Raw genomic sequence first — 14,578 nt, 5'->3', positions numbered from 1 at the left:
GGCCTCCCGTCCTGGCGCGCGTGCGGGCCTAGACTCCTCGCGTGAGCGCACCTGGCACCCCCTCGAGTCCCGCCGTACCGGTGGTTGCGGCAGAGGGCATCCGCATCCTCTACGCGGGTGCCGCGCTCGTCGCCTGCCTGGTCGGCATCTACTTCATCAGGGACGTGGTCGCCCCGGTCTTCCTGGCCATCACCCTGGTCCTGACCGTCCGCCCGCTGGTGCTGTGGCTCAACGACCACAAGATCCCCAAGCTGGTCAGCGCACTGATCGGCATGCTGGTGGTGTTCCTGGTCCTGCTCACGATCCTGTTCGCCGTCACGGTGGCGATGATCCAGTTCATCCAGGCGATGCCCGCCTACGCCGACCGGTTCACCGAGCTGTACAACGCCGCGTCCCAACAGTTGCTGGCCTGGGGTGTCAGCCAGGAGACGATCACCGAGTGGCTGCGGACCTTCGACTACACCCGGCTGCTCGGCTACGTCACCGGGGTGATGAGCTCGGTTCAGTTCTGGGCGACCTTCCTCGGCTCGCTCTTCCTGTTCGTCGCCTTCGTCGCGGTCGACCTGACCGACACCACCGAGAAGCGGTCCAAGCTGGCACAGCTGCGGCCCAACCTGGCCGCCGCGCTGCTCGACTTCTCCTGGCGGGTGCGCAAGTACTGGATCGTCAACACGATCTTCGGCGTGGCCGTGGCACTGATCAACATGGGGATCCTGACCTGGTTGCAGATCCCGCTGGTGCTCACCTGGGGCATCCTCGCCTTCGTCACCGCCTACATCCCCAACGTCGGCTTCATCATCGGCATGGTGCCCCCGGCGCTGATGGCGCTGCTCGCTCGGGACTGGCAGACCATGGTGATCATGGTCGCCGCCTACGTGGTGATCAATTTCATCGCCTCGATGGTGATCCAGCCGAAGGTGACCGGCGACGCGGTCGGGCTGAACATCACCACCACGTTCATCTCCCTGGTGTTCTGGGCGATCATCATCGGCCCGCTGGGCCCGATCCTGGCCGTGCCGCTGACCCTGTGCTGCAAGTCGGTGCTGTTCGACGCCGACCCCCGGACGCGTTGGCTGTCGGTGTTCATGGGCGGCAGCCTCGACAACCTGGTCACCGGCGAGGAGGTGCCGCCGGTGCAAGCGCCGGCCGTGGTCGAGGACGACGAGATCGAGCCCGACCCCGACATCGAGCATCGCCTCGATGGCAAGCCGGAGGCCCCGGGGGCCGTCGTGGAGACCGAAGACGAGGCTGAGGTGGCCGAGGACGACGGCCGGTCATGACGATCGAAGTGTTCGTCGGCGGCTGGGAACACGAATGCTGCGGACCTCAGTTCGTCGTGGACCAGGTGGTCACCTGGGACCTCCGCGCAGACGGCGACGGGCACCTCTGGGAGACACACCACCTACCCGAGGACGTCGTCCGCACCGTGACCGGTCGGGTCATGGCCATCCGTGAGATCGACGGCGACGGTGACCCGGAAGAGGCAGGCATGGTGATCGCACGCGATGGCGAACACACCTACCTGGTGACGCTCAGCACCTGACAGCGGTATCAACCGCGCCCGCCGGGGCACTCAATGCACAACACCGTGCATTCGAGACAGGAGCCGCCGTGAGCGACCCGACCGCCGCACCCGCCGCGAAGCGATTCGCCTTCCTCGTTCATCCGCGCGCCGACGTCGCCTCAGACATGGCGCGGGTGTGGCGTCCGCTGGGTCGCATGCCGGCCGCAGCCTGGGACTGGGGGCTGAAGACCCTGCCCGTGCCGCCCGTGCCGCTGGCGACCGTGCACCGCCGCGACGTTGCCGACGGGCGGCCCGCCGGCTGGGTGATCGTCGTCCCGGTCGGCGCCAGCCAATTGCTCACCGAGGACCGCCGCTGGGTCATAAGCAAGGTCGAACAAGCCGTCGACAAGGCCGAACGTCTCGGCGCCGAGGTGGTCGGGCTGGGCGCCCTCACCGCGCCGGTGACCGGTGGCGGCCGGCTGCTGCGGCCGCGCCCAGGCGTCACGATGACCACCGGCAACGCGTTCACCGCGCACCTGACCGCCGAAGCGCTGCGCCGGCTACTGCCCGCAGCCCCTGGCTGGCACATCGCCATCGTGGGCGCCACCGGCAGCGTGGGCTCGTGCGTCGTCCGGCTGCTGGCCGACGAGCCGATCGGGTCGCGGCTCACCCTGGTGGCTCGCGGCCAGCGGCGGCTGCACGACCTGGCCGCCGACTTTGCCGGGCGTGCCACGGGGGTGAGCGTGCACACGTCCACCTCGCTCGACCCGGTGCGCGAGGCGGACCTGGTGCTGGTGCTCACCTCGTCGGCCGACGCTCTGCTCGGCTCGGCCCACCTCAAACGAGGTGCCGTGGTGCTCGACGACACCCAGCCCCGCAACACCGACCCCCGGTTGGCCGTCGAGCGTCCGGACGTCACCGTCATCGACGGCGGCGTGGCCGCCATTCCCGGCATCGACCTGCGCGGCGACATCGGGCTGCCCCGCGGGCTGGCCTACGCGTGCCTGTGTGAAACCATGCTGATGGCGTTCTCGGGCCACACAGAGACGGCGATCGGGGCCGCATCGGTCGACCACGCCGTGCGCATGCGCGACGCGGCCCGCCGGTTCGCCCACTTGGGTTTCGACCTGGCCGACCCGCTGTCGTTCGGACGTCCGGTGGCCTGGCCGGCGCCCGCCCTGCTGGCCGAGGCGGCCTGAGGTGATCACCGAGATCGTGGTGCTGGGCGGCGGGTACACCGGGGTGTGGGCGGCACGTGCGGCCGCCGGTGCCGGCGCCAGGGTGCGGCTGGTGGCGGCCGCCCCCGACCACAGCTTTCACGGCTGGACGGCCGAGGTGATCACCGGGCACGTGCGACCCGAACGGGCCCGGGTGCCCCTGGCCGACCTGCTGCCGGGTGTCGAGATCGTGCTCGGCCGGGTCGAGTCGGTGAGCCTGACGCAGCAGACGGTTCGCGTGGCGACCGACCACGGGCACCGTCACCTGGCCTACGACGAACTGGTCGTCGCGGTCGGCAGCCGTGATGCAGTCGAGCGCGTGCCTGGTCTGGCCGAACACGGCTGGTCGCTGAAGAACCCCAACGGCTTGGCCGCGTTGCGACACATGTTGACCACCCTGCCGCCCGATGATCGGGTGGTGGTGGCCGGTGGCGGCCTCACCGGCGTGGAGGCCGCCACCGCGATCGCCCAACGTCGGCCCGACCTGCAGGTGACGCTGGCGCACTCCGGCGAGGCCGCATTGCCGATGCTGCGGCCCCGGTTCGAGCGAGTGGCCGACTACGCGCTTCGCCAGGCCCTGGCCGCGAATGTCGAGGTGCTGGCCGGCGCCCGGCTCGTCACCGTGAGCGCCACCGGGGCCGAGTTGACCGGGTACGGCCACGTGGCGTCCGAGGTGGTGATCAGCACCATCGGCCAGACCCCCGTGACGCTGCCCGGCCTCGACCACCTGCCCACCGATGAGGTCGGACGGCTCGTCACTGACCCGTTTCTGCGGCTGACTGAGCACGTGTGGGCCGGCGGCGACGTGGCGGCCGTGCCGCATCCGTCCGGCCGCGGGTACTGCCCCGCCAACGCGCTGTGGGCGATCTACCAGGGCAAACGCATCGGTGCGAACCTCGTGCGTACCGTTGCCGGCCGCAAGCCGACGCCCTTCCGGTTCCCCGGGCTGGGCCAAGGTGCCAGTCTCGGCCTCGGACGCGGGGCCGCCGAACTGTACGGCGTGCAGCTCACCGGGTGGCCCGCCTGGTTGGCCCGGTGGGTGTTCTTCCACTGGTTCATGCCGTCGCGACCGGTGGCGGTGCGCACCGCGCTGGAGTGGTTCACTGGCCCGCAGTGGCAGGGTATGAGTCATGACGACGATCGCGATCACCGGGGGCCACATCGTTCCGATCGAAGGGACGCCGTTCAACGGAACGGTGGTGATCACCGACGGGCTGATCGAGGCGCTGGGGCCCGACCTGCAGGTGCCTCCCGACGCCGAGGTGATCGACGCGAGCGGCCGGTGGGTGCTGCCAGGGTTCATTGACGCCCACACCCACCTGGGCGTCGACGAGGCGGCCGAGGGGTGGGCCGGGCAAGACACCAACGAACGCACCGACCCGGTCACCGCGCAGGTGCGGGCCTTGGACGCCATCAACCCGGCCGAGACTGGCTTCGCCGACGCGCTGACCGGCGGGGTGACGTCCGTGGGGGTCAACCCGGGCTCGGCCAACGTGATAGGTGGGCTGTGCGTGGCGATTCACACCCACGGCCGCACCGTGGACAAGATGGTGCTGCGGTCGCCGTGCGGGGTGAAGGCCGCGCTGGGCGAGAACCCGAAGCGGGTGTACGGCGAGCAGAAGAAGATGCCGTCCACCCGGCTTGGTACGGCGGCGGTGCTGCGGCAGGCGTTCGTCGACGCGCAGAACTACCAGGCCAAGCGGGCCGGCGCCGGGGACAGGTTCGAGGGCCGCGACCTCAAACTGGAGGCGTTGGCCGCGGTGCTCGAGCGCGAGATTCCGTGGCGGCAGCACTGCCACCGCGCCGACGACATCGCCACCGCGATGCGGGTAGCCGACGAGTTCGGCTACGACCTGGTGATCGACCACGGCACCGAGGGCTTTCTGATCGCCGACCTGATCGCCGAGCGGGGTGTGCCCGTGCTGATCGGCCCGCTGCTGACGTCGCGCTCGAAGGTCGAGTTGCGCAACCGCTCGCTGGCCAACCCCGGACGGCTGGCGGCCGCCGGCGTCGAGATCTCGATCATCACCGACCACCCGGTGGTGCCGGTGCACTTTCTGGTGCACCAAGCGACGCTGGCGGTGAAAGAGGGCCTCGACCCGGAGGTGGCGCTGCGGGCGTTGACCATCAACCCCGCGAAGGTACTGGGCGTGGCCGACCGGGTGGGTTCGCTCGAGGTGGGCAAGCTGGGCGACGTGGTGATCTGGTCGGGCGATCCGCTCGACGTGATGCAGCGGGCGTTGCAGGTGCTGATCGCCGGGGTTTCGGTCTACCGCTACGAGTAGCTGCACGACGCACGGCCGATGCGCGTTGTACTTGGTGGAGCGTGTCGAGGTGCGCGCATCGTGGCGAGCGGGTCGCCCATAGTCACGACCGTGCGCACTGTTGTGTCTGGTGAGCTGGGTACTACCGTCGTAGACAGCAGCAGGAGGTGCGCATGTCCACTACGAAGACCGGCCCCACCGAGCGCGAGGCCCGCAAAGTCGCCGAGGCCGCACGCGAGACCGAATGGACCAAGCCGAGCTTCGGCAAAGAGCTGTTCCTGGGCCGGTTGCGGCTCGATCTGGTCGACCCGTGGCCGTCCAACAGCCCCGAGCAGGTGGCCGCCGGGGAAGCCTTTCTCGAGCGGTTGCGGCCCTATGTCGAGACCATCGACGGGGCAGCGATCGAGCGGGAGGCGTCCATACCCGACGACGTGTTCAGCGGGCTGGCCGAGCTGGGCGCGTTCGGCATGAAGCTGCCCACGAAGTACGGCGGGCTGGGGCTGTCGCACCTCTATTACTGCAAGGCGCTCACCCTGGCCGGGTCTGCGAACGGATCGATCGGCACGCTGCTGAGCGCCCACCAGTCGATCGGGGTGCCGCAGCCGGTGAAGATGTTCGGCAACGACGAGCAAAAGCAGAAGTACCTGCCGCGGGTGGCCGCCGGTGAGGTGTCGGCGTTTCTGCTCACCGAGCCCGACGTCGGCTCAGACCCGGCCCGGTTGGGCACGTCCGCAACGCCGGTCGAGGGCGGCTACCTGCTCAACGGAGTGAAGCTGTGGGCGACCAACGGGCCGATCTCGACGCTGCTGGTGGTGATGGCCCGGGTGCCCAAGAGTGAGGGACGGCGCGGCGGCATCACCGCGTTCGTGGTCGAGGCCGATTCGCCCGGCATCACCGTCGAGAGCCGCAACGCGTTCATGGGGCTGCGCGGCATCGAGAACTCGGTGACCCGGTTTCACGACGTGTTCGTGCCCGACGAGAACGTGCTGGGCGCTGAGGGTCGCGGCCTGAAGATTGCTTTGACCACATTGAACACCGGACGACTGTCGCTGCCGGCGATGTGCGTGGCGTCGTCCAAGTGGTGCTTGAACGTGGCCCGCGGCTGGGCGGCCGAACGGGTGCAGTGGGGGCGTCCGGTGGGGCGGCACGAGGCGCTGTCGACCAAGATCAGCTTCATCGCGGCCACCACCTACGCGATGGAGGCGATGGTCGACCTGTGCTGCCTGCTCGCCGATGACGACGCCAACGACATTCGCATCGAGGCGGCGCTGCTCAAGCTGTACGCGAGCGAGATGGCGTGGAAGATCGCCGACGACCTGGTGCAGATTCGCGGCGGCCGCGGCTTCGAGACCGCCGACTCGCAGCGGGCCCGCGGCGAGCGGGGGTTGGAGGCCGAGCAGGTGCTGCGCGACCTGCGCATCATGCGCATCTTCGAGGGCTCGACCGAGATCATGCACCTGCTGATCGCGCGCGAGGCGGTTGACGCCCACCTGGCCGTGGCCGGCGACATCATCGACCCGGACGCCAGCCGCGACGACAAACTCAAGGCCGTGGCCAAGGCGGGCGCCTTCTACGCCGGGTGGCTGCCCACGTTGGTGGCCGGCAAAGGGCAGGTGCCCAACGCGTACGCCGACTTCGGACCGCTGGCACATCAGTTGCGCTACGTGGAGCGCACGACCCGCAAGCTGGCCCGCTCGATCTTCTACGGCATGGGTCGCTGGCAAGGGGCGATGGAACGCAAGCAGGCGTTTCTGGGCCGGGTGGTCGACATCGGCGCCGAACTGTTCGCGATGACGGCAGCGTGCGGGCGGGCCAAGGCCGAGCGGCAGTCGCGGCCGGGTGGCGTGCAGTTGGCCGACCTGTTCTGCGACCAGGCCCGGGTGCGCATCGGGGCACTGTTCACCGCGCTGTGGAGCAACACCGACGACGCCGACGACGCCGCAGCCAAAGACGTGCTGGCCGGTCAGTACGCGTTCGTCGAGTCGGGCATCAAGCTGCCGGCTGACGACGGGCCGTGGGTGAGCCCGGCCGAGCCGGGGCCGTCCAGTAAGCCGGACGTGCGGCGGGTGGTCCCGCGGCCGTCTGTGGAGTACTAGCCGGTCGATTGGCACGGCCCTCGTTGTGAGCGACGGGCCGACTGCCGAAAGTTGAGCGCCAGTGCGGTCGAACCGGTGCGACACGCCGTGTGCGGCGTCACTGGCGCGCAGGTTTCGGTCGACGGTGACCATGCCCGAAAGTTGGTGGCTCAGGTGGCGAGGTCACATCACACCCGACGAGCCCCCGCTGGTCGAGCCCGACGCGACGCCGCTGGTCGAGCTCGTCGAGACCCCTCCCAAGCCCCCGTCGTCGCACGTAGCTGGCCTGGTGACACGTAGCCGCCCGCACGCAGGCAGTTACGTGTCAGAAAGGCATTTACGTGGGCTCTCGTCCGCCCTACTCGTTGAGTTGGCTCTCCCAATCGGCGGGGACGCGGCCGGCCGGGCCCGGAATCGCTTGATCGGCGGGGTGCGAGCGCGGTTCGGCGAGCTTGGGGCCTGCGAAGGCACGGTTCGCGGTGAAGTCCCAGAACCAGTTCTCGCGGGGTTCGTAGCTCTGCATCACGGGGTGCCCGGTGGTGTGAAAGTGCTTCGTGGCGTGCTGGTTGGGTGAGGTGTCGCAGCAGCCGACGTGGCCGCACTGGGCGCAGCGGCGCAGGTGGAACCACCAGCCGTCCGTCTGATCGCATTCGACGCAGCCTGGGCCGCTCGGGGCAACGCTGGTGTCTATGCCGTTCGTCACGGGGCCTCCTTCGTTGCGGTCAACGTAGCCCATGGGCCGTGCGGTTACCCTTGGGGTCATGCCTCCCCTTCGCATGGCCGCCATCGGTTTGCTGCTGGTTCTGGTGACGCTCAACCTCGGCTCGTTCACCCTCTCGCTCGACCTGGTCGGTTGGCTGATGGTGGTCGGTGGCCTGCATGCGCTGGTCGGGCTGGGCAAGTGGTTCGTCTGGGCGCGCAACCTCGCGGCGGCGGCGGTGGTGCTCGAACTGGTGCTGTGGATCTCACCCGTGCAGTTGATCAACGTGCTGGCGGCCACGTTCAGCCGCGTGACCGCGTTGGCGTTCGTGTTCTGCGTGTGCACGGCCCTGCTGCTGCGACTGGGTAAGTCCGAGCGGGCGTACGCGATCACCCTGCAGGTGGTGCGCGTGGTGGTGCCGTTGGTCACCCTGATCGCCGCGGCGTCCGCGGTGCTCGAACTGCCGGCAGGGTTGGCGGGCCCGCTGTACCCGATTCAGCTCGTCGGCACGGTGGTGCTGGCGGTGGTGCTGTGGATGCTCAGTTCGCGCTACTCGTACAGCAACTGATCGCCGCGACGCCCAGCCGGACGGGCTCAAGCCTTGGTGCGCGAAGCCATCCGATTCGTCAGTGCTGCGGCGCCGCAGAGGGCTCGGTGGACGCCCCTTGAGATGGGATCGCCAGCCACTCGCCAATGAGGTTCGCGAAACCGAAGGCCAAGTGCTCGCAACCGCACGATCTGCCAGACCGACAAGGCAACGACCACGATCGGCCCGCCGATGGTGATGGTCCAGGCGACCCACAGCGGCAGCGTGGGGTCAGCGCCGGAAAGTCGCTGCCAGACACCGAGAGACACCGTGCAGATCGCCAAACCGATGGCGACCACCGAGGCCATGAGCGGGTGTGCATCGCCGACCCGAAACGAGGAGCCGACAGACATGACGACGCCTGCGACCAGCCCGGTGACCATGACGAGGCCAACGAATGCCGTCAGCGCCCCCAACACCAGCGCGATGACAAGTGCAAATGGACCCGATCGGGTCATCAGAGCGTTCACACCCATCGAGATCCAGTAAGCAACTGTCTGCCCTGCCGCGGTTCGCGCGAAGAGGCTGGGCCCGACTGCGACGGCCACCGTTGAGAGTACGGCGAACACAGGTATGGCCGACAGCGACCAGGCCCGAAGCCGCAGCCCGCGGCGGGCGATCAGAGCGAACACGAGCGCAGCGCCCGGAACGACCACAACCAAGACCAGGGCCGCAGTGAACCTGTTGGTAACCGCTGAGGCCAACTCGACGGTCGCGTCGAAGTGCTTCATGCGCCAGACCCGGGTGACCACCACGATCACGACCACACCGATCACGTCACGCAGCACGAAGGTCCACTGAAGGGGGTCTGGCGAAGGGTGCCGGCATTTCCATGCCCGGCCAAGCACGCGCCACGTCGCTCGCACAAGTCGAGCCACGATCTCAAAGACGAGGTGCAGCGGACGCATACGTCGACGGTAGGCAGCCGCACTGACAGGATTCGACGATTGCCTACTCGTTGGCCTCTGCGATGGCGAGGTGTCGCGCCGGGTCGAGGGTGTAGTCGGCCATGTGGTCGAACACCCGGCGCAACTCGACCCGTTCGGGGTCGCGATAGTACGGCCGCTGCAGGGCCGCGAAGTCGTCCCAATCGCCTTCGAAGTCGAACGCCCAGGTGAACAGGTCCTTCGGCTGGTCGGCCACGGCGAACAGGCAGCGAAAGCCATACCGTTCGCGCACCACCACGATGCGTCGCCAGATGGCCAGAAACTCCTGCCAATCGCCGACGATCGAATACCGGCGCAGGCAGACCGTCCGATCGGGCAGGGGTGCCACGTCGGCCAGCAATTCCACCCGGACGGGACGAATCACCAGATTGCCGAACACGTGCGGCGTCGCCTCGGCAACCGGCGCGGGAAAGGCGGGCGAGGCGTCGGGGTGCGAGTACAGCCAGGTCAGCTTGGGTTCGGCGTGCTCCTGCAGGTAGGCCTGGTGATGGGTGAATCCGTGCCGTTGCAGGTCGTGCAGCTGCTGCGGCCAGGTCGCCAGCCAGTCGTCCAGGTGGCGGGGGCGAATCGACACTCGATGCAGAAACATCATCGTGGGATCAGGCTAAGGGAACTGTCAGTGCCCCGTGGCATTGTGGTGCCCGACATGAGCGACGACGTGCTCGACCGATTCTCCCCCGCCACGGCCGGCTGGTTCCGCGGCAGCTTTTCCGCGCCCACCGCCGCCCAAGCAGGTGCCTGGACGGCGATCGGCTCCGGTCAGCACACGCTGGTGGTCGCCCCCACCGGCTCTGGCAAGACGCTGTCGGCGTTTCTGTGGTCACTTGATCGGCTCGCCCATGAACCGCCCCCTGAGAAGCTGAAACGCTGCCGGGTGCTGTACGTGTCGCCGCTCAAGGCGCTGGCCGTCGACGTCGAACGCAACCTGCGCTCGCCCCTGGTGGGCATCGGTCACGAGGCCGTGCGGTTGGGGCTACCGACGCCCGACATCACCGTCGCCGTGCGCTCCGGCGACACTCCGGCCGACCAGCGCCGGGCGTTCGCGCGCGAGCCGTCCGACATTTTGATCACCACACCCGAGTCGCTGTTCCTACTACTCACCTCGGCCGCGCGCGAGGCGCTGGCAGGTGTCGAAACGGTGATCGTCGACGAGATTCATGCCCTGGCCGGCACCAAGCGCGGCGCCCACTTGGCTCTGTCGCTTGAGCGGTTGGACGCCCTGCTGCCCAAACCTGCGCAGCGCATCGGCTTGTCGGCGACGGTGCGTCCGATCGACGAGGTGGGTCGCTTTCTGGCCGGGGGACGTCCGGTCAGCATCGTGAACCCGCCCAGCACCAAGTCGTGGGACCTGTCGGTGGTGGTGCCGGTGCCCGACCTGGGCGCCCTCGGCGAACTCACCGGCGACCTGTCGGGGCCGGCGGCCGGCGCTGAACAGCGCACCTCGATCTGGCCGCACGTCGAAGAACGCATCGTCGACCTGATCGCCGCGCACCGCTCGACTTTGGTGTTCGCCAACTCACGACGTCTGGCCGAACGGCTCACCGCCCGGCTGAACGAGATCTGGGCCGAGCGGCAAGAATCATCGGTCGAGCTTGTCGAGACGTCTGCCACCCGTTCGCCTGCCCAGGTGATGGCCCAAGCCGGTCAATCGCACGGGGCGGCCCCGATCCTCGCCCGCGCCCACCACGGATCGGTCAGCAAAGAGCAGCGCGCCGCCACCGAAGAAGACCTCAAGGCCGGCCGGCTGCCCGCCGTGGTGGCCACCTCGTCACTGGAGTTGGGCATCGACATGGGCGCGGTCGACCTGGTGGTGCAGGTCGAGGCGCCGCCGTCCGTGGCCTCGGGGTTGCAGCGCGTGGGCCGCGCCGGGCATCAGGTGGGCGCCACGTCGCGCGGGGTGCTGTTCCCGAAGTTTCGCGGCGATCTGGTCACCACGGCGGTGATCACCGAACGCATGCGGGCCGGTGAGATCGAGGCACTGCGGGTGCCGTCCAACCCGCTCGACGTGCTGGCCCAGCAGATCGTGGCCATCTGCGCTCTGGACGACATCACGGTGCCCGACCTCGAGAAGCTCGTGCGCCGGGCGGCGCCGTTCGCGGCCCTGACCCGGGGCGTGCTCGAATCGGTGCTCGACATGCTGGCCGGCCGCTACCCGTCCGAAGCGTTCGCCGAACTGCGTCCGCGGCTGGTGTGGGATCGTGCCACCGACACCCTCACCGGACGCCGCGGCGCCCAGCGGCTGGCGGTCACCTCGGGCGGCACCATTCCCGACCGGGGCCTGTTCGGCGTTTTCATCGCCGGCGAAGGGGCGGGCCGGCGGGTCGGCGAACTCGACGAAGAGATGGTCTACGAGTCGCGGGTCGGTGACGTGATCACGCTCGGCACGTCGACCTGGCGCATCGAAGACATCACCCACGACCAGGTGCTGGTCAGCCCCGCGCCCGGCCAGGCCGGACGGCTGCCGTTCTGGAAGGGCGACACGCTGGGGCGCCCCGCCGAACTGGGCCGCGCCTTGGGCGGTTTCATGCGCGAACTGGGGGCGATGGCGCCCGAGGAGGCCAAGCAGCGGGCACTGGCCGCGGGGCTCGACGACTGGGCCGCCGACAACCTGGTCGGCTACCTCACCGAGCAGCGCGAGGCGATTCCCCAACTGCCCAGCGACGCCACCATCGTGGTCGAGAAGTTTCGCGACGAACTGGGCGACTGGCGGGTGGTGGTGCATTCGCCGTACGGCGCGCCGGTGCATGCTCCGTGGGCGCTGGCCATCGCGGCCCGGCTGCGCGAAGCGCACGGGGTCGATGTGCAGGCCATGCACGGCGACGACGGCATCGTGCTGCGGCTGCCCGAAACCGACTGGTCCGAGTCGGACGCTCCGGCCCCCGACGTGCTTGAAGCGATCGTGATCGACCCGGACGAGATCGCCGCCATCGTCACCGACCAGATCGGCGGGTCGGCGCTGTTCGCCAGCCGGTTCCGCGAGTGCGCGGGCCGGGCGCTGTTGCTGCCCAAACGCCGTCCAGATCGGCGTCAGGCCTTGTGGCAGCAGCGTCAACGGGCCTCGCAGCTGCTCGAGGTGGCGGCCCAGTACCCGGCGTTTCCGATCGTCCTCGAGGCCGTTCGCGAATGCGTGCAGGACGTGTTCGACGTGCCGGCCCTGGTCGCTCTGATGCGAGCGATCGCATCGCGGCAGGTGCGCACCGTCGAGGTGACCACGCCCAGGCCGTCGCCGTTCGCGTCGTCGCTGCTGTTCGGCTACGTGGCGCAGTTCTTGTACGAGGGCGACTCGCCGCTGGCCGAGAAGCGGGCCGCCGCGCTCACTCTCGACCCGACTTTGCTGTCGGAGTTGCTGGGCACCGCCGATGGCCTGGCGCTGGCCGACCTGCTCGACCCCGAATCGCTCACCCGAACCGAGGCCGAACTGCAGCACCTGGCCGAGGGACGCCGCGCCCGCGACGCCGAAGACCTGGCCGACGTGATCAGGGTGCTGGGGCCGCTCGACCTGGCCGCGCTGCGGGCGCGCAGCACATCGCCCGGCGAGGTGGCCGACTGGCTGGTGACACTCACCGGGCAACGGCGGGTCATCGAGGTGCGCATCGGCGGCGCAACCCACTGGGCGGCCATCGAAGACACCGGACGGCTGATCGACGCCCTCGGCGTAACCGTGCCCGTCGGGGTGCCCGAGGTGCATCGCGCGCCGGTGGCAGACCCGTTGGGCGACCTGATGCTGCGCTGGGCGCGCAACCACGCGCCGTTCGTGCCGGGCGAGGTGGCGGCGTGGCTGGGGCTCGGGGTTGCAGTGGTGCAGAGCGTGCTGCGCCGGCTGGTCGCCGAGGGACGGCTGGTCGAGGGCGATCTGAGGCCCCCCGGCTGGCTGCCACCAGTGGTCGAGCCTGTCGAAACCCCTCCCACCCAATCGCTGGTCGAGCTCGTCGAGACCCTTCACACACCGGTGCACCACGCCTTTCTCACCTACTGCGACCCTGGCGTGCTGCGGGTGCTCCGTCGCCGCTCACTCGCCGCTCTGCGCAACGCCGTCGAACCCGTGCCGCCCAAGCAGTTCGCACGGTTTCTCAGCCACTGGCAAGGCATTGCCCGGCCACTCACCGGCACCGAAGGGGTGCTGTCGGCCGTCCAACAGCTCGCCGGCTACCCAGTGCCGGCCAGCTCGCTCGAATCGCTGGTGTTGCCCGCGCGGGTGCGCGACTACACCCCGGCGATGCTGGATGAGTTGCTGGCGGCGGGCGAGGTGCTCTGGCAAGGCGTTGGTGCGTTCGCCGGCACCGACGGCTGGGTGAGCCTGCACCCCGCGGAATCGGCACCGCTGACCCTGACGACGCCCACCGAGCCCCCCGACGACCTCGGCACGCACCTGCTCGAGGCGCTGGCCGGCGGCGGCAGCCACCTGTTTCGGTCGTTGTCGGAACGTCTGGGCGTCGGCGACACCGAACTGAGCGCCGCCCTGTGGCGGCTGGTGTGGGCCGGCTACGTCACCAACGACACCCTGGCCCCGCTGCGCAGCCTGCTCGGCGGCGGACGGGCGACGCTCAAGCAACGACCAACCGCCGCGCGGCTTCGCTACGGACGACGCCCGCTCGCCCGCGGGCCCCTACCCAGGCCGTCCGGCCCGCCCGAGGTGACCGGACGCTGGTCGCTGCTGCCAGCACCCGAATCGGACCCCACGGTGCTGGCCGCTTCTCGGGCTGAGGTGCTGCTCGACCGCTACGGCGTGGTCACCCGCGGCAGCGTGGCCAACGAAGAGGTCACCGGCGGGTTCGCCCGCGCCTACCGGGTCTTCGCCGCCCTGGAGGAGTCGGGCCAGGTGCGCCGCGGGTACTTCGTCGAGGGTCTGGGTGCCGCCCAGTTCGGCGACCGGCACGCTGTCGACCTGCTGCGCGAGGTGGGTGAGGTGCCGGGCGCGGTGGTGCTCGCGGCCACCGACCCGGCCAACCCCTACGGCGCCGCCCTGGGCTGGCCGGCCCGGGCCGAAGGCAGCAAACATCAACCGGGCCGCAAGGCCGGCGCGCTGGTGGTGCTGGTCGACGGCGACCTCGTGCTCTACGTCGAACGCGGCGGACGCACCCTGCTCGCCTTCACCGACGACACAGCCGGCCTCAACGCGGCGGCTGGCGCGCTCGCCAACGCCGTCCACTCGGGCGTCTTGGGCAAGCTCACCGTGGCCAAGATCGACGGTGCCGACGTGCTTGGTTCCGATCACGCTCTGGCCGAAGCCCTTGCCGCCGCCGGCTTTCGGCTGACGCCGCAGGGCCTGAGGTTGCGCCGGTGAC

At 69.6% G+C, this 14,578-nt stretch carries 11 protein-coding genes; 8 read left to right on the top strand and 3 right to left on the bottom strand.

Features of this window, described 5'->3' with window-relative positions; genetic code table 11:
- Window positions 1-41 precede the first annotated feature (41 nt).
- The 6 genes from MPLG2_RS15235 to MPLG2_RS15210 all read left to right on the top strand — a co-directional run bounded on the left by MPLG2_RS15235 (window position 42) and on the right by MPLG2_RS15210 (window position 7,081).
- On the top strand, window positions 42-1,280 hold the full coding sequence (locus MPLG2_RS15235; protein WP_105186877.1) for an AI-2E family transporter: 1,239 nt from the start codon (window positions 42-44) through the stop codon (window positions 1,278-1,280).
- Window positions 1,277-1,543: a DUF6578 domain-containing protein gene (locus tag MPLG2_RS15230; RefSeq protein ID WP_105186876.1), complete on the top strand. Its 267-nt coding sequence runs from the start codon at window positions 1,277-1,279 to the stop codon at window positions 1,541-1,543. The genes MPLG2_RS15235 and MPLG2_RS15230 overlap by 4 nt, the downstream gene beginning before the upstream one ends.
- A gap of 68 nt (window positions 1,544-1,611) precedes the next feature.
- A complete protein-coding gene (locus MPLG2_RS15225; protein ID WP_197709970.1) occupies window positions 1,612-2,703 on the top strand; it encodes a hypothetical protein in 1,092 nt (363 codons plus the stop codon).
- A 1-nt stretch (window position 2,704) separates the two neighbouring features.
- Entirely contained in the window at window positions 2,705-4,027 is a 1,323-nt protein-coding gene (locus MPLG2_RS19540) for an NAD(P)/FAD-dependent oxidoreductase (RefSeq protein WP_105186875.1), read from the top strand.
- Window positions 3,921-5,006, top strand: coding sequence for an amidohydrolase (locus tag MPLG2_RS15215; RefSeq protein WP_231935683.1), 1,086 nt, complete (start codon window positions 3,921-3,923; stop codon window positions 5,004-5,006). The genes MPLG2_RS19540 and MPLG2_RS15215 overlap by 107 nt, the downstream gene beginning before the upstream one ends.
- 152 nt (window positions 5,007-5,158) lie before the next feature.
- Entirely contained in the window at window positions 5,159-7,081 is a 1,923-nt protein-coding gene (locus MPLG2_RS15210) for an acyl-CoA dehydrogenase family protein (RefSeq protein WP_105186873.1), read from the top strand.
- A 337-nt stretch (window positions 7,082-7,418) separates the two neighbouring features.
- On the opposite strand, the gene MPLG2_RS15205 is transcribed toward MPLG2_RS15210, so the two are convergent.
- The gene (locus tag MPLG2_RS15205; RefSeq protein WP_231935682.1) at window positions 7,419-7,763 is read right to left on the bottom strand and encodes a UBP-type zinc finger domain-containing protein; all 345 of its coding nucleotides are present in this window, start codon (window positions 7,761-7,763) and stop codon (window positions 7,419-7,421) included.
- A 58-nt stretch (window positions 7,764-7,821) separates the two neighbouring features.
- On the opposite strand from MPLG2_RS15205, the gene MPLG2_RS15200 reads away from it, so the two are divergent.
- Window positions 7,822-8,328 carry a hypothetical protein gene (locus tag MPLG2_RS15200; RefSeq protein WP_105186871.1) on the top strand — a complete coding sequence of 169 codons (507 nt, stop codon included), beginning with the start codon at window positions 7,822-7,824 and terminating at the stop codon, window positions 8,326-8,328.
- Between the two features lie 26 nt (window positions 8,329-8,354).
- Here MPLG2_RS15200 and MPLG2_RS15195 read toward each other — a convergent pair whose 3' ends face one another.
- Window positions 8,355-9,254 carry a hypothetical protein gene (locus tag MPLG2_RS15195; RefSeq protein WP_105186870.1) on the bottom strand — a complete coding sequence of 300 codons (900 nt, stop codon included), beginning with the start codon at window positions 9,252-9,254 and terminating at the stop codon, window positions 8,355-8,357.
- Between the two features lie 43 nt (window positions 9,255-9,297).
- The gene (locus MPLG2_RS15190) at window positions 9,298-9,882 is read right to left on the bottom strand and encodes a hypothetical protein (RefSeq protein ID WP_105186869.1); all 585 of its coding nucleotides are present in this window, start codon (window positions 9,880-9,882) and stop codon (window positions 9,298-9,300) included.
- Window positions 9,883-9,939: 57 nt separating this feature from the next.
- On the opposite strand from MPLG2_RS15190, the gene MPLG2_RS15185 reads away from it, so the two are divergent.
- Window positions 9,940-14,577, top strand: a complete 4,638-nt coding sequence (locus MPLG2_RS15185) for an ATP-dependent helicase (RefSeq protein WP_105187705.1) — start codon at window positions 9,940-9,942, stop codon at window positions 14,575-14,577.
- The last annotated feature ends 1 nt before the right edge of the window (window position 14,578 follow it).

The organism is Micropruina glycogenica (assembly GCF_900289045.1).
GTDB classification, from domain to species: domain Bacteria; phylum Actinomycetota; class Actinomycetes; order Propionibacteriales; family Propionibacteriaceae; genus Micropruina; species Micropruina glycogenica.
The sequence above is the reverse complement of the archived record's forward strand: the minus strand, read 5'-3'. Positions and strand labels throughout refer to the sequence as shown.

Coding starts and splice junctions, on each gene's coding strand:
- MPLG2_RS15230 (WP_105186876.1), top strand. CDS start 1,277: ATGACGATCGAAGTGTTCGTCGGCGGCTGGGAACACGAATGCTGCGGA.
- MPLG2_RS15185 (WP_105187705.1), top strand. CDS start 9,940: ATGAGCGACGACGTGCTCGACCGATTCTCCCCCGCCACGGCCGGCTGG.
- MPLG2_RS15210 (WP_105186873.1), top strand. CDS start 5,159: ATGTCCACTACGAAGACCGGCCCCACCGAGCGCGAGGCCCGCAAAGTC.
- MPLG2_RS15200 (WP_105186871.1), top strand. CDS start 7,822: ATGCCTCCCCTTCGCATGGCCGCCATCGGTTTGCTGCTGGTTCTGGTG.
- MPLG2_RS15195 (WP_105186870.1), bottom strand. CDS start 9,254: ATGCGTCCGCTGCACCTCGTCTTTGAGATCGTGGCTCGACTTGTGCGA.
- MPLG2_RS15190 (WP_105186869.1), bottom strand. CDS start 9,882: ATGTTTCTGCATCGAGTGTCGATTCGCCCCCGCCACCTGGACGACTGG.